Origin of the sequence: Blastopirellula marina, assembly GCF_002967765.1 — a bacterium.
GTDB lineage: Bacteria > Planctomycetota > Planctomycetia > Pirellulales > Pirellulaceae > Bremerella > Bremerella marina_A.
Genome location: NZ_PUHY01000012.1, coordinates 997,777 through 1,020,365, shown reverse-complemented (window position 1 = coordinate 1,020,365; position 22,589 = coordinate 997,777). Strand labels below are relative to the sequence as shown.

The window sequence follows — 22,589 nt, the reverse complement described above, 5'->3', positions numbered from 1 at the left end:
AAGCAAAGAGCAGGCAAATGTCCCGCTGAAGCGAATCCCTTATCAACATCGACGATTCCGAGCCAAGACAAGGCGTCTATCGTGGGCAAAACCAGAAACCTGGGCGAAGTTCTCCAAGAGTTCAAGCAGCAACGCATCGTCATGCAACAAGAGTTGCAGAAGGTGATCGTTGGTCAAGACGAAGTAATCGAGCAACTATTCGCGGCCATTTTTACTCGGGGGCACTGCCTCCTGGAAGGGGTGCCTGGTCTGGCGAAGACGTTAATGGTCAGCACACTGGCTAAAGTCCTCGATATGCAGTTCAAACGTGTTCAGTTCACTCCGGACTTGATGCCTTCCGACATCACTGGTACCAACGTGCTGGAAGAAGACGAACAAGGTCGCCGTAACTTCCGCTTCGTCGAAGGCCCTGTCTTTACCAACATTCTGCTGGCGGACGAAATCAACCGAACGCCTCCTAAGACCCAAGCCGCGTTGCTGCAAGCGATGCAAGAACATGAAGTCACCGTCGGGCGAGATACGATGGAATTGCCTGACCCTTTCTTCACCATTGCCACGCAAAACCCGATCGAGCAGGAAGGCACCTATCCACTACCAGAAGCCCAGCTCGATCGTTTCATGTTCAATATCATCATCGACTACCCTACGCTCGATGAAGAAGAAAAGATTTTGATGGCGACAACCCGGCAAGAGAAAGTCGAAGTTCGCAAAGTTTTCAGCAGCCGAGCCATTCTCAACATCCAGAAATTGGTCCAATCGGTCGCCGTCAGCGAGTACGTCATTAAGTACGTCGCCCGTTTGGTTCGTGCAACCCGCCCACGTGACAGTGAAGCACCGCAGTTCGTTAAAGAACTAGTCGATTGGGGCGCTGGTCCACGTGCTGGACAAAACCTGATTAACGGCGGTAAGGCAATCGCCGCGATGGAAGGCCGTTTCTCGGTTGCGATCGAAGATGTCAAAAAGATCGCCATCCCCGTGCTGCGGCATCGTATCGGCACCAACTTCCAAGCCCAAGCGGAAGGAATGACAAACGTCGATGTGATCACGAAGCTGTTGGCTGAAATCCCAGAACCCAAGATCGAAAAGTTCGAACGTTGACCACTGCCGAAAGTTATTTGAAGCCTGAGGTGATCCGCCAGATCTCACGGCTCGACTTGCGCGCTCAGTTCGTCGTCAAAGGATTTCTGCAAGGATTACACGCGAGTCCCTATCACGGCTTCTCAGTCGAATTCAGTGAACATCGCCGTTACGAGCATGGTGATGACCCGAAAGATATCGACTGGCTGGTCTATGCGAAGACCGATCGCTACTACATCAAGAAGTTTGAAGCAGAAACGAACATCACGGGTTACCTGGTGATGGACCTCAGCCGCTCGATGGCATACACCTATCGGCAAGAGATGACGAAGTTCGACTATGCCATCTCGCTGGCTGCCGCACTCTGCTACCTGATGGTCCATCAGCAAGACCCTGTGGGGCTTGTCACATTCGATACGAAAATCCGCGCAAGTCTCCCTCCGAAATCGAAGCGGAAGCAACTCGGCGATGTTTTATCCCTGCTGGCCAATTTGAAGCCAACCGGCGAAACCGATATCGCCCACAGCCTCTCGCAACTAGCTGCCATGTTGAAACATCGCAGCGTGGTGATGATCTTTTCGGATCTTCTCGCCGAGCCCGATGAAGTGATGCGAGCCGTCTATCAACTGAGACATCGCGATCACGATGTGATCCTGTTTCACATTTTGGATGAAGCGGAAGTTACGTTTCCATTCGACGGGATGGTGGAACTGGAAGATCCGGAAACGAAAGAGAAGATGAAAGTCGACGCGAACAACTATCGCCAAGACTACCAGAAAGAGATCAACGCTTACCGCGACAAGTATCGCCAAGACTGCGTTCAAGCTGGCGTCGACTACGTTGCGCTCGACACCAGCATGCAGTTCGACAAGGCCCTCACCGAGTATCTCATCAATCGCCAATCAAGGTTTTAACCGATGCAGTTTGCCAACGTCGGCCTGCTGCTAGGAGGCCTGCTCGTCGCCGTGCCCATCATCTTGCACTTGGTGATGCGGCAGCAGCCGAAACAATTGGAGTTCCCTGCCCTCCGTTTTGTGCGACAGCGCAGCGTGCAAAACACGCGTCGCTTGCAATTGAAACATTGGGTCTTGTTGGCTTTACGCTGTCTGGCTGTGCTGTTGCTAGTCGCCGCATTGGCCCGTCCTGGCGTTGCTTCGGCAGCTTTGGGGAAGTGGGTTCTCTCCGGATCGTTGGGTTTGATCCTCTTGATTGGCGCATTCGTAACGGCAGCGGCTTGGCTTGCCGGTACCAATCGAACCTTGGCTTACATCCTCACCGCGCTGACTTCGCTCGTCGGAGTCGGCGCGATTGTCACAGCGGTGATGGCCCTCGGCAGTAGTAGTGGCCCAATCGTTGGCGAACAAGAGGCTCCCGTTGCGGCGGTGATTATTTGTGATACTTCACCTCGGATGCTGTATCGCTTTCAAAATCAAACACGCCTGGAGAAAGCACAAGAGCTCGGCACATGGCTTACTTCGCAGCTCCCGGAGGACAGCGAAATGGCCGTCCTCGATCAAAGAGCACGGTCCGCCATCTTTGCGCCAGATCGGGGTGCGGCACGCCAGGCAATTCAGCGACTAGAGATCGCTGTGGGCGGCAAGTCGCTGATCGAGCTGGCCGAAAGCGCACTCGACATGCTCGACACGAATGAACTAGCTCGAAAAGAAATCTACATTCTAACCGATCTCGCTGCCCCGGCTTGGAACAAAGAGGACGCTCAGCGTTTGAAGGCCAAGCTCGCCGAACAACCCGATATTCCTCTGTACGTAATCGATGTTGGTGCCGACGAAATTAGGAATGTCGCGATCAGCGATTTGGTGATGTCAGCCGAAGTGATTCCGGAAAACAACGACGTCACACTCCAAGCCGAAATTGTCTCGGACGGCTCCAACGAACCAAAGACAATCGAACTGTTCATTGAAACGCCCGATGACAAACTTCCGATTGTCGAGAATGGAGAGTTAATCACCCCTACGGCAACCCGGCGCAATCGTCAAACGATTGAGCTGGTCGATGGCCAGCCACGAAGTGTCATGTTTAGGTTACCTGGCTTAACCGCGGGGACGCACCATGGCTGGATCGATCTGGTTGGCGACGATGGTTTGGAGGCCGATAACAAGCGGTGGTTTACCATTGAAGCACGACTACCCTGGTCACTGTTGGTGGTTGAGTCCGCCAATGCAAACAGTCGCGATTTAGTTAACGCCCTGGCACCGCCTGGTTACCCAGCTCCATTCAAGATCGATGTCATCAAGCAAAGCGAGCTCACACCAGCGAAGATGGAAGGGCACCAAGCGGTCGTCTTACTCGATCCTAGCCCGATGTCCGACACCACGTGGCAGGCCCTCTCTCGCTTCGTTACGCGGGGTGGCGGCTTGATGATGTTCTTGGGGCGATCGGCTGTCAAAGAAGCATTCAACACCGAAGCCGCCCAAACGGTCTTACCAGGCAAGCTGGCACGTCAGTGGCGTGCGGGCGACCGACTTTGGTACTTGGATCCTCGCGAATACCAGCACTCGATCCTCGCCCCATTCCGAGACATCGGCACCTCCGTTCCTTGGAGCGACTTTCGCGTCGACCGACATTGGTCGCTGACTGATATGAAGGAAGGAACCAATACGGTTGTCCCCTACAAGAATGGAGTCGCTGCACTCATCGAACAGCGAATTGGCAAAGGTGTCGTGCTTACGTTTACGTCATCGATCTCTGATTCGAAGGAGGATGCCTGGAACACACTGCTCACCGGTTTTCAGTCCTGGCCATTCTTTGTGTTGGTGAATCAAATGGCAAAATACGCCGTACAGATGGGGGATCAGCACTTCAATTATGTCGCTGGCGATGTTGCAACGCTTCAAACATCGAAAGACAACGAGACCGCCACGCATCTTCTGTTCACACCCAACGGAATTGATCCTCAAGAAGTGATCCCGGACAACGGAACGATCACCATTCCTTTTACCAGCAGTTTAGGCACTTATCGAATTCGTCCCTTGGGTGGCGGGAAATCTTCAGGTTTTAGCGTTAACTTACCGCCGTTTGCCACACGAATGGAAAAGCTTTCGGAAACAGAACTCGATGAAGTCCTAGGCGAAGGACGTTATCGCTTAGCTCGGCAACAAGAGCAGATTGTACGCGAGCAAGGCAAAGCTCGCCTCGGCGTACCGCTATTTCCCTGGCTTATGCTGATCGTCGTGATCGTGTTTGCCTTGGAGCACATCATGGCCAATCGTTTTTATCGTCAACAAGTGGAAACTACTTAGCATCCGCGCGTCGGATCGTCGCGAAGCATCATGTCGTACTGGTACCTGCAACCTTTGGGCGAGAGCTATTTCCTAGTGGGGATATTGGTCTTCGCGTTGGTTGCGCTGTTGGGAATTCGCCCACAGTTTCAGGGACTGACGACCAAACGACACTGGGCTCTGACCGGAATTCGTTTCGCGATCATCTTCCTAATTGCGTTGACACTCTTACGACCGACTTGGGTTCGCTCGGTAAAGGAAACCCAGGCCTCGCTATTGATTTTGCTCTTCGACTCGAGTCGAAGCATGACGGTTCCCGATGCCGGTGACGGGACAACCCGCTGGGAAGCGCAGAAACAAACGCTCAAGAGTCTCGAGCCGCAACTTTCTGGTCTGGGCGAAAACCTCGAAGTTGCCGTGTATCAGTTCGATGAGGAAGCAAAGCGGCTCGACTTCACCAATGGTCGATTTCCTTTTCCTGATCAACCCGATGGCCGCTTCACCGATATTGGCTCGTCGCTCGCGACCGTGATGCAACAGAATATCGGCAAGAAGATCGCTGGCGTGCTGCTTTTGTCGGATGGAGCTCAGCGAGTCTACACACCTCAGGTTGAAATGCAGCAAGCGGCCCGCGACTTAGCACGATTGGAAACTCCTCTGCACACGGTTCCTTATGGCAAAGCCATCGATCCCGCGCAGGCCCGTGATGTGGCGGTTGAAACGCTCTCCGATCACTACACGGTGTTCGTAAAGAACGAGCTCACCGTGAAGACTTCCATTCGCGTGCAAGGAATGGCGAATCTTCCGATTCCCGTACAGTTGGTCTTGGAAGACGCGAAGGGTCAGAAGACGATCGTCGAAACGAAGGATGCTTCGACACCTAACGTACAAGAGGTAGTCGACGTCTCGTTTCAGTTCGTGCCCCAAACCGCCGGCCAGTACAAGCTGAGCGTTGTCGTCCCTGATCAGGATGGTGAGCTTGTCACGAAGAACAACAGCCTGAGCGCATACCTGAATGTTCTAGATGGCGGCCTCAAAATCCTATATCTCGAAGGACGCACGGTTGATCGCCCAGAACAAATGGGAATCCGCCGCGTTGTTGCTTCGTCCGCCGATATGGAACTCGATTTCCGCTGGATTGATCGCCGTCGCCGCGATGCATGGCCAATTGACTTGACCGAAGATCTCCAAGCGGAGAAGTACGATGTCTTCATCATTGGCGATCTCGACTCGTCCGCCCTCACTGAGGGAACGCTCGACGCGATTGCCAAGGAAGTTGAGGATGGAAAAGGGTTGATCATGCTGGGCGGCTTCAACTCGTTTGGAGCTGGCGGCTACCAAACGACGATTTTGCAGAAGGTCTTACCGGTTGAGATGAGTCGTTTCGATCGACAAGATCTCGGCGCTGAGATTCGCACGGATATGCATATCCAAGGCCCACTACAGATCGTCGCCTCGCAAAATCATTTCCTTTCTTCACTTGGCACCGATGCCGACAGCAGCCCAGCATTGGATGTCGTGCCGAGTTTGAAGGGAGCGAACAAAATTGTCAGGCCCAAGCCACGTGGCATGATCATTTTTGAATCGCAAAACGATGATCCCCTGTTGGTTGCCGGCGAATATGGACTCGGTCGTACGTTGGCTTTCCTCGCAGACAGCACTTGGCAATGGGGATTCGCTGGTAAGGAAGCGATTCACAAACGCTTCTGGCGACAGATTATCCTGTGGCTCGCTAAAAAGGATGGCCTCGAGACTCGTGATGTCTGGGTGCAGCTTGGGCAGCGAAGATTTGTCCCAGGGGCACCAATACGATTCACCGCTGGTGCCAATTCACAAAGCGGTGATCCGCTTCGTAACGTCACGTTCGAGACCTTCCTGATCGGCCCAGACGGCAGCCGTACGCCGCTGCGCACTTTGCCAGGCGAGAACGTGATCGAAGGTAGCTTCGATGCGGGCGAAACCACAGGGGACTACACCATTGAGGTGACCGCCAGCCAAGAGGGTACGACAGTTGGTACTGGCCAAGGCCGCTTCTTTGTTTTCGATCAAGATTTGGAACTCGCCGACCCATCGGCTAGACCTTCGCAGCTTTCCGCTTTGTCGGCAATCACCCAGGAATACGGTGGACGAACTTGGACTCCAGAAGAACTTCCACAACTTCTCGACGAGATCAAGAACCGTCCACCGGAAACCGAGATCGAAGTGCAAACGAAGTGGACCTGGCCTGAGTCGAATCGCGATAGTTGGATAAACCTGATCTTAATTGTGGGTCTTCTCGGCTGGGAATGGTATCTACGAAAACGTTGGAGCATGGTGTAATCACCCGATATATTGGCGACACAGACTCTTTTGTTTCACGTTCGTAGGGACTGCGGTATGTCAGACAATTGGGATGTCTACTTCACCACGATCAATCATCAGTTCGTCTCGGTACTGCTTGATATTGGTATCGCCAACAAGGCCCCTGACTCGGATCGTCACTGTCTTCTCTCGGTATGGATCAAGCTGAATTCCCCTGACGGTCACGGCATGATCACCGACGACGAATACGAATCGATCCATGCGATCGAAGATGCTTTGACCGACGCGATTAGCAGCGAAGTCCGTGCTCTGCATGTTGGTTGTGTCGCACGCGAAGGACGACGCGAACTCTATTTCTACGCTCGGTCGGCACGAGGTTTCCAAGAAAATGTCGAGCAGGTGATGACATCGATTGGGACGCATCATTGGGCGTGCGATTCCAAGCAAGACCCGCAATGGGAACATTATCTGAAGTTTATGTACCCAACGGCCTACGATCTGCAAATAATGAAGAACCGTCAGGTCGTGCAATTACTGAGTGACGAAGGGGACAAGCTTGAGAAGGAACGGCTCGTCTTCCATTGGGCTCACTTCACCGGCGAACTTTCACGAGCCAAGTTTATCGACGCGATTCGCCAGCGAGGCTTTCAACCTAATCACGAGCTTACAACTGAAACGCTAGAAGCCCCATATCCGTATTGCGTCCGTTTTGAGCGTACTGATTACGTCGACTGGAATTCAATCAACGACGTCACAAACGAGCTACTGAAATTGGCCAACGCGTTAGAAGGCAAGTACGAAGGCTGGGAAACTTCCGTCGAGAAAGATTGATCACGCAGCACTTGGACGCTCAAGCCCAAAGCGTCCTTGGTCGAGCCAACCACCAAAAGACCGCGGTGGATCTTTCTGCGACAAAAGATCCACACGCGGCATTCGCTGGAGAGACTCTTTGAGATCGATATTACTGTGTCGATCGTTGTCTGATTTTCGGCTTGAAACACCTCTGCGAACGATGAGAGTTAAACGGGACTGAGGCAAAGATGACAACCTAAAGCCACGCGACGGCGAGGAGCATCGTGGCCATCCCGAGTACCAGAAGAACACTCGCCTCGACAGGATTTTGACTCGAAAAGCGAAATGCCCGCTTGGTAAAAAGCGACACCATTCGAATGGCTGTCCACCACCACGACATGGTCGCGTAACCGCAAAATTGTATAGAACGCATGCCAGATAATACCCCCCCGATAGAAGGAACGCTGGGACAAATTGGGTGGTACGAAAGCTGGCTGGCGGCGACCGGCTGGCACGCTTGATCTCAATTCCAGAGCAACCAAGTGCTTTTTCAAGCTTACAGGTTGATACCGAGTATCAATATCGCTATAACCTATCAGAGTGTTAGCCAGTGTCAACGGACATCAGCGACTTTTACTCAGCTTCCGCTTGAATCTGAAAGCATCGAGAAGTCCTCGTATGAATACCTCTCACGACCATCCTCAAGCCTCGACATCGTCGTCCCAGGCCGCCGAGGAGAATTGTGCGGCACCGCTTCACAAACGAACCATCGCCTCCGAAGAAATCTTGGCAGGCGAGAAAGAAATCTGGATCCAGCACGGCGATTCGATCTATCGACTGTGCGAGACCAAGTCGGGCAAGCTCATTCTACAAAAGTAGAGGGGGCGGCAATCTTCCCCATTTCGCTCCGGGTGCGTAACCGCTGCCGATAGTATTGCAGCCCAGGGATGAAGAAACTGCCTGCGGCCACCACGCCAAAAATCAGGTGTGCCGCATCTGGCCACAGCGCCATGGGGATGCTGCATAGGAAAAGGGCTAAGGCCTGGAAATAAAACCAGCCGGTCAAGATACCCCCTTTCACTAAGAAGATCATCCCGCTGATGATCGCCAGAAGTGGTGAAAGTTCAAGCGCTTTAAGCCCCAACATCCATTCAATGGGAAATAGGCACGCCACGCCAATCAGTCCAGATCCCCAAACATGCGCGACCTGGCGTTCGACAAAGGTCACCGGCCCCATCCTTCTGCGCATATACCAGAAAAAAGCAGCCCAGATTCCCGAGATCACGGTCCAGATCAAGATGTAATGCCAGCGTACCTCGTCGTGGTTCCATTCAAGAATCTGAGTCACGACGCAACAAATCAGCAGCACCAAACTATGCCACATCCAAAGCACGCCCCAATTCTCTAACACATGGGCATTGTGCGTTTCACGAAACAAACGTGAGAACACTTGCAGAAACTGGCCGCTGCGTGCTGAGATTGCTTCGTCGTTCAAATAGGCATCGAAGTCATTGCAAAGCGACTGAGCGTCACGATATCGCAGATCGATCGGTTTCTGCATGCAGCGCAGCGCGATCATTTCCAAGTCACGATCGACACGCGGATTGACTTGATGTGGGAAAGGCGGATCTTGCTCGAGAACCTTCAGGAGCACATCTACCGGTTGCTTCCCTTGAAAAGGAGGCTGGCCTGTCAGCATCGCAAAAAGGATGGTTCCCAAGCCGTACACATCACTCGCCGGCCCGACAGCACCACGATCGCCACTGGCCTGTTCGGGAGCCATGTAAGCTGGAGTCCCTAGAATCGCACCACTTCGCGTAATACTTTCCACGTCGCCGGTGACCTGCTTCGCCAAACCAAAATCGGTTACGACCGGTGCGCCGCTTCGATCGATCAAGATGTTAGACGGCTTCAAATCGCGGTGCAGAATCCCGTGTTGATGCGCCTCGTGCACCGCACTGGAAACAGTCCGCATCATGTAAGCGATTTCCTTGGAAGGCATAGGCCCGCGAGCGAGACGTTCGGCCAACGTTTCCCCCTCGATGTACTTCATGCTGAAGTAGTATCGACCATCCCGTTGCCCCACTTCATAGACGGGCACGATGCCAGGATGGCTCAAGCGAGCAGCCGACTCCGCTTCCGCAAGAAAACGACTCAGCTCGTCCTCAGAAGCTAATTGCGCTTTGAGGATCATCTTCACGGCAACGATGCGGTTCAAACTGATCTGACGTGCGCGATAGACCACTCCCATACCACCGCGGCCGATTTCTTCCAGCAGCTCGTAGTCGCCGAATTTCAGTGGCAGCTTCAACTGCGAGAGCTTTTCGGGAAGTTCCTCGTCACTGGCACTCGGCTTCGTCACCGAGATGTTGAACGCGACCGCATCAGCCAACATGACGGCCCCCCATACTTCTCGTAGCTCCGTCGCCAGATGCGGATGCTGAGAAGCCACCACATCTAGGTCAACCATTTCGCCCCGCTGGGCACGAAGGGTCAAATCGTCGAGCAATTCGGCCAGTTGCTGGTCAAGCTGATCGGGGTCTAGAGGCATGCCGAACCTTGCAAGAGAGAACTACTCGTCGTTAGCCGTTGGTCCCAGTAAGGATCGCAGACGGCGAATCGCACGCAAGTACCGCATACTGGCCGCTGCCGGTGTCAGATCAAGCGCCGCAGCAACATCCTGATTCGAGAGTTGTTCGAAGTGTCTCATGATCACCACCTCGCGATCTTGATCTTCCAGCTCCTCAATCGCGGCCTGAAAGCGAACGTGCAATTCCTGCATGGTAGCAGCTGCCCCGGGCGTCGCGTTCTGATCACAAAGCTGGGCCGCCAGATCAACCGAAGATTGGTCCATATTAAAACCAACATTCATGTTTTGCTCGCGGTCGACACTTCGCTTTCCGCTAACCCGATGACGACGATGGGCGTCGATAATGCGATCTTTGGCCATATGTCGGAGCCAAAGATGAAACGGCATTTTCGGATTTTCCAAGTAGTCGACTAGCCGTCGATTGGCATCGACGAGCACCTCCTGGACGATGTCGCTGGCGTCGACACGCTGCTGGATACGACGATCCAGTCGCATTTCGATCATCCGTCGAAGCGAGTCTCGATGCCGCTGTAGAAGGGCATCACGGGCCGAAGTGTCCCCGTTTCGGGCACCTTCGAGTAATTGCTGCGTCTTGTCGGTCTCAGGCCACATATAAATATTATTCTGATACAGAGGGGTGCCAAACAAGCCGATCCCGCGATTTCCAGGGGTTCCTTTTCGTCGCTAACCCATAAAACCGGCCAATCTGGTGTTAAATCGCACTCATTCTGCTAAAAAATCGATGCTTAGACTGAATCGTTTTAGTCGACCACCTCGTCTATCTTTGCGTAAGGGCCCATTGTGGAGCATCCGCGTCGCGCAAGCTGTACCCCCCCTCCAGAAAATGGAGGGCAAATGCTGGAGACCCATTTTTCGGGCCTTCATGGGGAACTATTGGGCACGCTGTACCATTTGTTAGGCAATATGGAAGATGCTCACGATGCCCTACAAGAGACGTTTATCAAATGTTGGCGCAACCGAGAACAACTACCCGAAATTGAAAATGTCCGGGCATGGATCTTTCGCATTGCCGTGAATACCGGCCGTGATATGCGGATGACCGCCTGGCGGCGTAAGCGACAAGCGTTGGGAGACGAAGAACATTCGGTACCCAGCGGCGAAGCTACGCCAGCCCACCATGCTCAAAGGTCGGAACAGATGGAACACTTACGGATTGCCGTATCGCAGCTCCGTGACGAAGAACGGGAAGTATTCCTGCTTCGTCAGAATGGAGACCTTACGTACGAAGCGATCGCCGAAGCACTTTCCATCCCTTTGGGCACCGTCAAAACACGCATGCGTATGGCCTTGGCCAACCTGAGACAACACCTAGCCCCAGCCGAAACCCCACGGAAGAATCCTTTATAATTTCACCAGGAATCATTTAGGCAGAACTGAACGAGCTATGGACGACCGCGAACTACTCCAGCAGCAGATGCTGGAACTGATCTACGGCTTACTCTCGGACGAAGAGTCCGCGGAGTTGGTCGCGCGCATCAGTTCCGATGGCGAGCTGGCGCGGGACTATGCCGAGCTTAAGGAACGGACGGAACTTTTGGCCGAGGTCACCAAGGTTTCAACTCAGCCGCCGAACTACAGCGAATGGAAACGCAAAGCAGGCGAACCCGATCAGCCGATGCCCAAGTCGGTTGCCGGCACGAACTGGGCTACACGTACCCTGCAAGTGATCTCAGCGCTCGCGGCTTGCCTGCTAGTAGCCGCCCTAGCCTACCCCAAGCTGACCTTCACGGAACAACAGCAAACGGTAGCTTTCCAGCAACAGACGAAAGGGCTGGCTGACGATTACCTCTCGCTATCGATCACCGGCCCCTCGCTTATGGCGACCGAGGTACGGAACGAGTTCTTTGTTTCGGTCGAGAACGCCGACAACGAACCCGTCGATGCGAAAGTTGAATATTGGTTCAAATCACCCGCGAACGAGACGGTCTATTACGGGCTGACCGAAGCGAAGGATGGTCAAGTCGTTTGCCAGATCCCGGCCGATGAAGTCTCGAGTGCTGCCAAGTTGGAGGTGATCGCCCATCGCGGCGAGGTGAAAAGCACCTTGGGGCTCGATGTCAAAGCGGCCCCACCGAAGCCCGTTGCCGTTTTGCAGACCGACCGAGAATTCGCTCAGCCAGGCGAAACGGTCAATTTCCGGGCGGTTGTGCTCGACCCGCAAAACCAGCAAGACCGTTCGGCTAATGTCGACTTCCTCTGGTCCATGCAAAACAACGGTACGCTGAACAAGATAGCCAGTGCCGAGCGGTCGACACTAAAAGGGGTTGCCCAAGGTCGCATGACCATTCCCGCAGATCAACCCGCGGACAACGTCGAACTGACAATTGAAAGTGCTGAGTTGCAGAACAACTTCCAGCAACGGGAATTGTCGGTGGTAGCCGACCGCCAAAATGCTCCCGCATTTGCCGGACAGACGCAAGGTTATGGCTACGCGAGAACAAACACGGCTGGGCAAGCTCGTGCTCGGCTTGCTGCCAAACCGGAAGGTGGCACTTTGGTCGCTGGTGTCGAGAATCGTTTGTACTTCTCGAATCAAGTGGTCCTGGAAGACATGCCACCCGCTAGAACGCAAGTAAGCTCAGCCAACACGCCAGCCCAGGTCCCGGCACTTCAGCAACAACAGGAAAAAGCCAAGGTCGAATTTGGTGAGTTTCGCTTCGTTCCCACGCAAGCGGAACAGTACACCGTCGAAGTCGTCGAAGAACAACAGGGTCCTGTCGCCAAGCAATCGTTTGTCGCGAAGAAGCTTCCTGCAACGCTACAAGTCAACAACGGTGTTGCGTTCGCCAACGAACCTCTCGAAGTCGATGTTCGCGTGGCGATTCCCAATACCACGATGGCACTCGTGGCGGGTGACGATTATTCAACGATCGGTCACAACGTGTGGGATGTCGGTGTGAATGCACCGATCACGCAGCCAGTGAAGTTGAACTTGCCAGCCGAAGCGACCGGTGCTCAGCGGGTGCAGTTGTACAGCCTAAATTTCGATGACGCGGGTGAAACTCAGCAGAAGCCCGAGCTTCTCGCCGAACGCATCATCTATCGCATTCCCGTTCATCGCTATGCCGTTGACGTCCAAGGGTTGCCAACCACTGCCTCCCCCGGCGATCAACTCGATTTACACGTTTCGGTGAAGAACGAATACAATAATCCAGCTCAAGCAACGCTTGGTGTGCAGATGGAACGCATGCCAGAAGTCGCGAATCCGGTAAGCCAACCACTAGGTTTGGAAGGCGATTTCCTACTGAATCAACGGATCGTTCTTCCTCCGACTGCCGCTGAACTGCCAGATGATGTTCGGCAGCTTGAACAAGATCGAGATTTCTTCGACCAGGTCTTAGTGCTTTCCGATTGGCGTCGGGATGCCGTTCCATCGGTCCCGGAGGCATCCCTCGAGTTGGCCCAACAGAACCTCTCCACCTCCCCATCCGAGTCGAGCCCAACTCCAGTCGTTCGGCGAAGCAATCGTCAATCGATCCAATCGAAATACCAACAGGCTCTCGCTGTTATCAAGCAGCAGTTGCAATCTCGCATGGACGAAGTTCGCGAAACCTCAAGCTGGATGCTGATTGGCGGTGGTGGCATTCTCGCGATTTGCTTACTCGGTTTAGCCGTGGTTCAAGGACGACGACGCATCGGTGTGTGGGCTCCCGGTTTACTTGTTGCTTTGGGCTCTATCCTATGGGGAATGTTCTCAGCCAACCTACTGCTGACGAACATGCAGTCCTCTCCAGGAAGCTTGACCGATCAAGTTGCTGTAAGCGAAGAAGCCAAGAGTGCTCAAGAGGAAACGCTCGAAAGTTTCTCCAAGCTGCAGGACGATTCCGACTCTGCCGCCGACGCGGAGATGCAAACTGACGCCGAAATGCAGATGCAGCGTTCGGAATCAAACTCGCAAGTCAAACTTCGTACCGGTCCGGCGGTCACCAACCAGCCAGCCGTTCCGATGATGGCTCCTGGCGTCGAAAGCACAAACCGTTCACGTGCCGCCGGAGGAGCAGGCATGCGATCAGCTAATGCTCCCAGTCCACGGGAACTCGGCGGCTACGGTGGCGCTGCCCCCCAACCAGCGGCCGAGACTGCCCCGATGGATGCAATCGTACCGGAAGTAGCCTCGCCATCGCCAACCCCATTCGCACCACGCAGCATGGCCTCTAGCGGCATGGGAAAACAGGCCAACGCGAAAGAACAGACGCAAGAACCAATTCTATGGCTGCCCCGCCTTTCAACGAATACGAGCGGCGAAGTAAGCCTCCCGGTCACGCTACCACAGCAGCCAGGCCGTTATCGCTTGGTAATCGACGCCCATGGTTCAGGTCGCTTGGGAACGGTGGTACGATATGTCGAAGTCGTTTCGCCGCCTGACGCCGAACCGGCATCTCCAGCAAACTGAACCTTGCTGGTTCTAACGATTCTTCGGGCCTTAACCCCATCTTCCCCGAATCGTCGTAACATTTCCCCTTCGTGCTACATGCCTTGGCTTCGAGCACGGCGGAAACTACAGTGTCGCTTCGCTCTCGATTTGGGAAATTACTTACGTGGAACTACCTGTCTGGCAGATCATTCTGCTTGCTGTTGTGCAAGGAATTGCTGAGTTCCTGCCGATCAGTTCATCGGGTCACTTGGTCGTACTGGCCACACTGCTAGGTGCCGACGCAGAAACATTTGACTTGATCGAACTGAACATCGTGTTGCACGCGGGCACGCTTGGCTCGATCTTGGTTGTCTATCGCAAGCAACTTTATGAAGCATTGACCAAGGATTGGCGAATTTTGTTTCTCTTGGCTATCGCGACCATCCCAGCGGTGATTGCGGCAATCTTGCTGAAAGTAACAGATGCTGATGCGATGCTCGAATCTCCTTTGGTGGCTGGCGTTTGCCTGCTATTCACCGGGGCGATTCTCTTGCTTTCACAGAAGTTAAACCAGACGGAGGAATCGTACGCTGAGACTTCCTGGTGGCAGGCCTGGTGGATTGGCTGCGCACAGGCCATGGCCATTTTGCCGGGTATTTCACGTAGTGGTTCCACCATTTGTAGCGGGCAAGCGTTGGGCCTTTCACGCGAAGGCGCGGCGACGTTTTCATTCTTAATGGCCGTACCTGCGATCTTGGGGGCTATCACCTTGGAGACGGCCAAGAAGCTGGGAGAATCAGGCGAGTCAGAAGGCGGGATGCCCGCTTGGCTCTTGCTGTTAGGCGCCGTGGTTAGCTTTGCTGTTGGCTGGGCCTCCCTCGTCTTGCTCTTGAAGATGGTCCAACGTGGACGACTACACTGGTTCGCTTGGTGGTGTTTCGCCGTCGGCTTGTTTGTCATCATTTGGCAGACGACGATAGGATAAACGAATCCTCCATGCATTTGCCGCATTGATCGCCATTCGGATTCTTTCGGTGAATGCGGCTTTGCCCCGATGCTGCCACCCACGCATTACGCTCATGCAACTTTCAGAACTTCACCAACGTCTGCTCAGCCACGATGTTTCCGCAGAAACGTATGCCGAGAAGGTTGTCGACACTTTACTCGACGGCGCAGTCAAGCTTCAGGCTAGTGACGTTCACCTGCAGCCAACTGCTGAGGGTTTTCTGGTTAAGGTTCGGATCGATGGCGTACTGCAACGGCTTGGCATGGTAAAGCACGGCCAGAAAACGGACATCGCAGCACGGCTCAAGATCATGGCAGGGCTGTTGACCTATCGAACCGATATCCCGCAAGAAGGTCGCGTCGGTGAAATGTCGTTCGGGCAAGAGGTGCGTGTGAGCACTTTTCCTGCCTTGCATGGTGAGCGTGTTGTCATCCGAATTTTGTGGCAGCAAGTCGAACTGCAACAGTTGGGTGATCTCCGACTGCCCCCGGTGATTTCACACGATCTGATAGGACTGCTAAGTGAATCGTCTGGAATGATCTTAGTCGCCGGCCCGGCTGGTAGTGGAAAATCGACGACCGCGTATGCTTGCTTGCGGCATATTAATGCGCAGGGCGAAGGAGCACGCAGTATCGTCACACTGGAAGATCCGATCGAATCCGAGATCCCTGGTATTTCGCAAAGCAATATTCGCCCCAATACAACTTTCGATTTTGCGGCTGGCCTGCGAAGCCTCATGCGGCAAGATCCGGAAGTCATCCTCGTTGGGGAAATCCGCGATCCCGAGACGGCTGAGACAGCCATGCAGGCCAGCCTGACCGGGCAGTTGGTTCTCAGTACGTTTCATAGTGGTAGTGCGGCAGAAAGCGTCCGCCGCCTGATCGATATGGGAATTCCTCCCTACATGATTCAAAGCGGTCTATTAGGCGTGCTGCACCAGCGTTTGGTTCGCAAGCTTTGCCACTGTGCGGTCGCATGCGATAACGACAACCGCTTTGGCTTTCAGATTCTGGGAATGAAGCAACCAGCCGGCTGCCCCGACTGCCGTGGCACCGGCTATCTTGGTCGAACTCTTTTGGCTGAGTGGCTTGTCCCACATAAGCATCGCCTGGCCAAGCTGGCCTTAGACGCGGCAACTTCCGCTCAGATCGAAGACTGGGCCGTCCGCGCCGGGATGCAGACCCGATGGCCAGAAGCGGAAGAACTTCTTTCCTCTGGCGTCACTAGCCCGGCCGAAATTCGCCGCGTGCTTGGTTTCCGCGACGATCCCTCGCAGCACAAAGACGATTAGTCTGTCACAGCGGCTGGCGTCGCTGCTTGCTTCTGCACGACCATCGTATCAATAATGCCAGCCCCACATGCATCGCCGTAGACGTTCACCGTTGTACGCAGGCGATCAAGGAACCAGTCGATGGCCAAAATCGTACCGATACCAGTCATCGGCAAACCAACCGCTTGCAGCACGATCACCATTGTCACCAAGCCGGCCTCTGGAATACCTGCCGCACCAACCGCTGCGAGTGACGCGGTTAAGAAGACGATCACTAGGTCAGCCATGTTGAGATCGATCCCTAGTGTTTGTGCGATAAAGATCACGGCGACCGCTTCATAAAGTGCCGTTCCATCCATATTGATCGTTGCCCCTAATGGCAAAACAAACGACGCCGCTCGATTCGAGACACCGTTGTTTTCTTCCACACATTCCATGGTAACCGGCAGAGTCGCGGCACTGCTGGCTGTGCTCACCGATGTCAGCAAAGCTCGCAGCAAATTGAACGTGTAAATGAAAGGGTTCCGTTTACCCAATGTCCACAGAAGGGTACCGAGCACGATCGCATGAATCAGTAGGCCAACAACAACCGTTGCCACGTACCAGCCAATCGCATGTAATTGCTCGAGGAAGCCAGCCCCACCACCGTTCTTAGCGATATTGGCCGAGACCAATCCGAAGATCCCGATCGGCGCAAACAGCATCACCAAGTGGACCATCTTCATGACCGCTTCGTTACAGACATTGAAGAAGCGAATTACAAGCATCCCTTCCTCACCCAGCGTTGTCAGTGCTCCGCCAAACACGATGGCAAACACAATAAGTGCCAAAACGTTGGTATTGGTCGCCGCCTCAAACAGATTCGACGGAAACATGCCGCTACCCGGATCCCCCTTGCGACCGCGGAATACGTCAAGGAAGACCTCCATGGTTGTCTGTCCCTCTTTCGCCTCGACCGTGTCAGTTCGGTAGGCGAACGTATCGTCAGCGGAGATCCCTGGTTGGATGATGACCACCAGGACAATACCGATGAATACGGCGATTGCCCCGGTGCTGAAGTAATAAATGATGGTCGAGAGACCAACACGTCCCATCTTGCGAATATCGCCCAGCGAGGTGATGCCACTGATCATGCTGGTTACCACTAAGGGAATCACCAACAGTTTGAGCACTTGTAGGAAGAGGTCACCACAGAATTCGCAGAAGATCCAAACCGTTTGGGCCAACCCATATTTTCCGGCTGCCTTGTCGGCATCGATAACCTGGATCTCTTTTTTCAAACGATCGAGCCGATTCTCGATCATCGGAATGTGCCCCTCCAGTCGACCGGCCTCTTGATTCAGCCGCTGTTGCTCTTGGGGATCTTGGGCTTCTTCCGCCTGTTTCCGAAAGCGCGTTGCATCTTTCTCTTTCTGTTCGATGGTTTGCTCAAGCCGAGTCTGCAGCTTCTCAGGCCCTTCCGAGGCTTGCCACATCGTCTTGCCGTAGAACAGCCCGAGCAGAACGCCCAGAAAGATACCCAGAAGAATAAGGATCAGGCCTTGCACGCTGTTGTCGTGTTGGGCTGGCTGGTCGGTTTCGGTCATCAGGTTCCTCCTAGGTGGCCGCGTCTTAGCTGAGTGTCCGCCTAGGATAACCGACCGCAAGTAGCTTAACCCAGCCATTTACTCCCCAAAATGGCAGGAATTCGGGCTAATCACTTTAACGATCCCCGTACGGCTTCCTTTTTGCAGACTAAGTTTGTGTAGCTCCGAAACCTACTCTGTGCATATAATTGCCATAGAACCCCACTAACGTGGATTTATTTTCCACAAGTGACATAGCAAACATTCCGAGGAGTGGAATGGTCACGCAACGGCCAAGGAGATGAATCGCGATGAAATTAGTTACCCTACTAAGCTCCATTGTTGTCCTATGGTGCCTGCTCGGCTCAATCGTGCTCGGCCCCGGGATTTTGGCTTATCCTGCTGCTTGGTGTGCCGTCGCTGCGGTGATGTATGGTGTTCATCGCTTTCTGGGGCTGGGTCAAGATAACCTCGAATCCCTCTCTTTAAGCGACTCATCCTCGGCCGACAAATCGCCCGCCTCCGGCAACTCGCATAATCATCCAACGGCCCTAGCTCGATAAGCCCGGATATCCGCTGGCAGGGCTCCCGTTGATTGTGCTGACAACACTGTGAGAAGCCGTCTCGGCATAAACTTTCCGTGAAGCAGTTCGGAGACTCCGTACTGTGGAGCCCTAGCGTCCGCTGCGCTGTGCATATCGGGGCAATGAAACCCCTTACGGAGTAACACGCCGACTTCCACGGGCATTCCCTTATGCCGCTTGTGCATCAAATTAAGGGGTCGTATAATCGCCTTCTCTAGGAAAGCGACGCAAGCATCGATAAATTCGCTTGGCGCTAACCTCGCAGTTCTAGGCACGGAAGTCTTGCCTGCCGGGACACGCCCCACGGCGTGTGAGTGTTGCCGAGAAAACGCCCCGCTTGGCATGTCCCCATGGGACGCAAATAACAACGAATCACTGCGGCGAATCGATCGCCGCTCAACGCATTACCCCCTCAGGAGAATACGTACCGTGGCAGTAAAGGTTGCAATCAACGGTTTTGGACGCATCGGTCGACTCACCTTCCGCAACATGATTTCTCGTCCTGAGGAGTTCGAAGTTGTCGCGATCAACGACCTGACCGACAACGAAATGCTCGCGACGCTGCTGAAGTACGACAGCACGCACCGCCGCTTCCCAGGCACGGTCGAATTCGACAGCGAAGGCCTGACCGTCAACGGCAAGAAAATTAAGGTTCTCGAAGAACGCAATCCAGCCAACCTCCCTTGGGGTGACCTGGGTGTGGACGTGGTGATCGAAAGCACCGGCGTTTTCACTGGCAAGAAGACCGACTCGAAGCCAGGTTATGACTCGCATCTCGACGCTGGTGCCCGCAAGGTCGTCCTGTCGGCCCCAGCCAAGGACGCCCCCGATCTGACCTGTGTTTTGGGTGTGAACGACGATCAGCTGACCGCCGCGATGACCACTGTCTCGAACGCCAGCTGCACGACCAACTGCTTGGCTCCCGTCGCCAAGGTGCTGAACGACACGTTCGGTATCGAAAACGGCTTGATGACCACTATTCACGCTTACACCAACGACCAGAACGTTCTGGATCTGCCGCACAAAGACCCTTACCGTGCTCGTGCTGCCGCTCAGAACATCATCCCAACCTCGACCGGTGCTGCTAAAGCCGTTGCTTTGGCCATTCCGGAATTGAAGGGCAAGTTGACTGGTATCGCCATGCGTGTTCCAGTTCCAACCGGTAGCGTCGTCGACCTGACCGCCAACCTGGCAAAGGAAGCGACCGTCGAAGAGATCAACGCCGCCGTCAAGGCAGCCGCGGAAGGTCCAATGAAGGGCATCTTGGCTTACACCGAAGACCCAATCGTCTCGTCCGACATCATCGGCGACCCACACAGCTCGATCTTCGCTGCTCCGTTCACCGCGGTCATCAGCGGCAAGCTGGTCAAGGTCGTTTCGTGGTACGATAACGAAGCTGGTTACTCGGCTCGAACGGCTGACCTGGTCAAGAAGTTGGGCGCCCTCTAATCGCCCCGGCTTCGGCCATTGAGAAAACATCGAAACCCTCGGATACATACCACGTGTCCGAGGGTTTTTTCGTGCGCGATAGCTTTCAGAATGTAAATTTTTAAGAGAGAAATGGATCGCATAGATTTTACCTGAACGATTCACTTTGACACGGATCGCCGAATGTCGGAACATTGAGTTACTCACGACTTGCTCAATCGACTTCCCACCTTCCCTGTTCGAGCCGGGTTGCACCTGACAACTCACCACGATCGCTATGAAACTGAAGAGAAGAACCGTTGGCCTGATCGGCCTCGTTGCTAGCGTGCTGGGGTATACCGGGGCATGCTTGGCAGCTGATTCACCGAACGTTCGCCTGCCCAAGGTCGTTGGTAACGATACGCCTGCGTTTGTGAGTGCGGAAGATATTTTCTCAGCCGATAACCGTCCGACTAAGAACAGTCACGCTTCGACAATTGTCGAGACTCCAGAAGGTCTCGTGGCGGCTTGGTTTGGGGGCACCCACGAAAACAATCCGGACGTTGGCATTTGGATCTCGCGAAACACAGGCAATGGCTGGTCAACGCCGATTGAAGTTGCTCACGGCGAGGAATCGAAAGACGTTCGTTATCCCACTTGGAATCCGGTGCTCTTCCAGCCGAAGGAAGGCCCGCTGATGCTGTTCTACAAGGTTGGCCCTAGTCCGAGTCGCTGGTGGGGCATGCTAATCACCTCAACAGATGGCGGGATAACTTGGAGCGAACCAAAACGCTTAGGCGAAGACGAAGCGATCGGTCACTTGATTGGCCCGGTGAAGAACAAACCGATCCAACTCGAAGATGGAACAATCGTCTGCCCCTCCAGTACGGAACATAAAGGGTGGCGGGTACACTTCGAGGCAACCAAAGACTTCGGACAAACCTGGGAGGTGATTGGCCCAATCAATGACGCTAAGCTGTTCAACGCCATCCAGCCCAGCATTTTAACTTATGGTGACGGCAAAATGCAGATCGTCTGCCGCACTCGCGAGAACGTCGTGGCCTCGGCCTGGTCGGAAGATGGTGGCAAGACCTGGAGTGCGCTGAGCGCGACCGATCTGCCAAACCCGAACTCCGGTACGGATGCTGTTACGCTGAAAGACGGTACGCAGCTTCTCGTCTATAACCACACGATCAAGCAGTCCGAGTTCCCTGCTGGCCGAAACATGTTGAACGTTGCGATCTCGAAGGATGGCCACACTTGGCACCCCGTGCTTACACTTGAACGCCAACCAGGCGAATATTCGTACCCGGCGGTCATTCAAACCTCGGACGGCAAAGTACACATCACGTACACGTACCGTCGCGAGACGATCAAGCATGTGGTGCTTGACCCTGCACGACTGAAGGTTCCTGGCAAATAGCCTTCCGCGAGTTTCGGCTGAGATTTCCGCTGCACACAGACTAGCCTTCAAGTCCTGGCAAGCTCAACTGATCGGCCCTAGCTTCCGCTAAACGGCTGCGCGCCATTTCGGTGTACTTGGCCGATTGATCAATCCCCAAGTATTTGCGGCCCAATCGCTTGGCGAGCAACGCGGTCGTGCCGCTTCCAAGGAACGGATCGAGGACCACCCCCTCTTCCGGGCAAGTCGCATTGATGCAAGTCTCGACTAAGCTCTCTGGAAATACCGCGAAGTGAGCATCGCGGAACTTCGAGAGGGGAATCGACCAGACCGTCCGCTTGTTGCGTCCCTTGGGATGAAAGGCCTGATCCCAGCGGGCATCGTGCAGGTTGCTGTTGCCACCGTTCTTACCCGCCTCCGGCGTACTGCCCCGGCGGTGGAAATGATTACGGCCACCTTTCATTTTGCTGTTTTCGCTGAAGGTAACGTGCGGCTCGCGAATGGCATCAGCGTCGTAGAAGTACTGGTTGTTCTTCACCAGCAGAAAGATGTACTCGTGATCGGTTGTCGGCCGGGTCTTCACGCTGCTGGGCATGGCGTTGGGCTTATGCCAAATCACATCACTTCGGAGCTTCCAGCCGTCGGTCCGCAGCGCGAGAGCAACTTGCCACGGCAAGCCTAGCAGGTCGCCGTCAACGTACTTATCTCCCAACACCAGCCACAGGGCGCCGGTCTCTTTCAAGGTGCGACGAACCTCGCGGAAGACTTCAACGAGACTGGTGACATACTCGTCTGGCGTTTTCTCTTGGCCGATCTGATCGTCGCCGTCGTAGTTGCGCTGCTGGAAGTAAGGAGGACTGGTCACCACGCAATCGACGACCTCGTTGGGGAACGTCGCTAACACGTCGCGTGCGTGGCCGTGGTAGACGGTGTTCAGCTCAAAGCCTGGTGTAGCTTTGCTTTCGACCTTCCTTGGCATAT

The 22,589-nt window shown here is 54.3% G+C and carries 17 protein-coding genes; 13 read left to right on the top strand and 4 right to left on the bottom strand.

The window, feature by feature from the left end; translation table 11 throughout:
- The first annotated feature begins 141 nt into the window (after nt 1–141).
- The 6 genes from C5Y83_RS20670 (at nt 142) to hemP (ending at nt 8,288) form a co-directional block, all read left to right on the top strand.
- On the top strand, nt 142–1,098 hold the full coding sequence (locus C5Y83_RS20670; RefSeq protein WP_105331939.1) for an AAA family ATPase: 957 nt from the start codon (nt 142–144) through the stop codon (nt 1,096–1,098).
- Nucleotides 1,095–1,991 (top strand): DUF58 domain-containing protein, encoded by an 897-nt coding sequence (locus tag C5Y83_RS20665; protein WP_105331634.1) that lies wholly within the window; start codon nt 1,095–1,097, stop codon nt 1,989–1,991. Before C5Y83_RS20670 ends, C5Y83_RS20665 begins: the two co-directional genes overlap by 4 nt.
- Before the next feature lie 3 nt (nt 1,992–1,994).
- Nucleotides 1,995–4,337, top strand: a complete 2,343-nt coding sequence (locus tag C5Y83_RS20660) for a BatA domain-containing protein (protein ID WP_105331633.1) — start codon at nt 1,995–1,997, stop codon at nt 4,335–4,337.
- 30 nt (nt 4,338–4,367) lie between these two features.
- A complete protein-coding gene (locus C5Y83_RS20655; RefSeq protein WP_105331632.1) occupies nt 4,368–6,635 on the top strand; it encodes a glutamine amidotransferase in 2,268 nt (755 codons plus the stop codon).
- A gap of 57 nt (nt 6,636–6,692) precedes the next feature.
- Nucleotides 6,693–7,448, top strand: coding sequence for a DUF695 domain-containing protein (locus C5Y83_RS20650; protein WP_105331631.1), 756 nt, complete (start codon nt 6,693–6,695; stop codon nt 7,446–7,448).
- A gap of 639 nt (nt 7,449–8,087) precedes the next feature.
- A complete protein-coding gene (hemP, locus tag C5Y83_RS20645; RefSeq protein ID WP_105331630.1) occupies nt 8,088–8,288 on the top strand; it encodes a hemin uptake protein HemP in 201 nt (66 codons plus the stop codon).
- Here hemP and C5Y83_RS20640 read toward each other — a convergent pair.
- Nucleotides 8,272–9,960, bottom strand: a complete 1,689-nt coding sequence (locus C5Y83_RS20640; RefSeq protein ID WP_105331629.1) for a serine/threonine-protein kinase — start codon at nt 9,958–9,960, stop codon at nt 8,272–8,274. The genes hemP and C5Y83_RS20640 overlap by 17 nt on opposite strands.
- Before the next feature lie 21 nt (nt 9,961–9,981).
- Nucleotides 9,982–10,611 (bottom strand): sigma-70 family RNA polymerase sigma factor, encoded by a 630-nt coding sequence (locus C5Y83_RS20635; protein WP_105331628.1) that lies wholly within the window; start codon nt 10,609–10,611, stop codon nt 9,982–9,984.
- 243 nt (nt 10,612–10,854) lie between these two features.
- Between C5Y83_RS20635 and C5Y83_RS20630 the strand changes: the two genes are divergently transcribed.
- From C5Y83_RS20630 to C5Y83_RS20615, 4 genes are all read left to right on the top strand, one after another.
- Complete coding sequence (locus C5Y83_RS20630) at nt 10,855–11,367, top strand: RNA polymerase sigma factor (protein WP_105331627.1); 513 nt, start codon at nt 10,855–10,857, stop codon at nt 11,365–11,367.
- A gap of 37 nt (nt 11,368–11,404) precedes the next feature.
- On the top strand, nt 11,405–14,413 hold the full coding sequence (locus C5Y83_RS20625) for a hypothetical protein (RefSeq protein WP_105331626.1): 3,009 nt from the start codon (nt 11,405–11,407) through the stop codon (nt 14,411–14,413).
- Nucleotides 14,414–14,558: 145 nt separating this feature from the next.
- A complete protein-coding gene (locus C5Y83_RS20620) occupies nt 14,559–15,359 on the top strand; it encodes an undecaprenyl-diphosphate phosphatase (RefSeq protein ID WP_105331625.1) in 801 nt (266 codons plus the stop codon).
- Between the two features lie 94 nt (nt 15,360–15,453).
- Nucleotides 15,454–16,671 carry a GspE/PulE family protein gene (locus C5Y83_RS20615; RefSeq protein ID WP_105331938.1) on the top strand — a complete coding sequence of 406 codons (1,218 nt, stop codon included), beginning with the start codon at nt 15,454–15,456 and terminating at the stop codon, nt 16,669–16,671.
- On the opposite strand, the gene C5Y83_RS20610 is transcribed toward C5Y83_RS20615, so the two are convergent.
- Nucleotides 16,668–18,236, bottom strand: a complete 1,569-nt coding sequence (locus tag C5Y83_RS20610; RefSeq protein WP_105331624.1) for a dicarboxylate/amino acid:cation symporter — start codon at nt 18,234–18,236, stop codon at nt 16,668–16,670. The two genes, C5Y83_RS20615 and C5Y83_RS20610, sit on opposite strands and share 4 nt — an antisense overlap.
- A 290-nt stretch (nt 18,237–18,526) precedes the next feature.
- Here C5Y83_RS20610 and C5Y83_RS20605 point away from each other — a divergent pair, with 290 nt between their 5' ends.
- The 3 genes from C5Y83_RS20605 to C5Y83_RS20595 all read left to right on the top strand — a co-directional run bounded on the left by C5Y83_RS20605 (nt 18,527) and on the right by C5Y83_RS20595 (nt 21,629).
- Nucleotides 18,527–18,778, top strand: a complete 252-nt coding sequence (locus C5Y83_RS20605; RefSeq protein WP_105331623.1) for a hypothetical protein — start codon at nt 18,527–18,529, stop codon at nt 18,776–18,778.
- Between the two features lie 450 nt (nt 18,779–19,228).
- Nucleotides 19,229–20,248, top strand: a complete 1,020-nt coding sequence (gap, locus tag C5Y83_RS20600) for a type I glyceraldehyde-3-phosphate dehydrogenase (RefSeq protein WP_105331622.1) — start codon at nt 19,229–19,231, stop codon at nt 20,246–20,248.
- A 256-nt stretch (nt 20,249–20,504) separates the two neighbouring features.
- Complete coding sequence (locus tag C5Y83_RS20595) at nt 20,505–21,629, top strand: sialidase family protein (RefSeq protein ID WP_105331621.1); 1,125 nt, start codon at nt 20,505–20,507, stop codon at nt 21,627–21,629.
- A 40-nt stretch (nt 21,630–21,669) separates the two neighbouring features.
- On the opposite strand, the gene C5Y83_RS20590 is transcribed toward C5Y83_RS20595, so the two are convergent.
- Nucleotides 21,670–22,587, bottom strand: a complete 918-nt coding sequence (locus C5Y83_RS20590) for a DNA-methyltransferase (protein ID WP_105331620.1) — start codon at nt 22,585–22,587, stop codon at nt 21,670–21,672.
- Between the last annotated feature and the right edge of the window lie 2 nt (nt 22,588–22,589).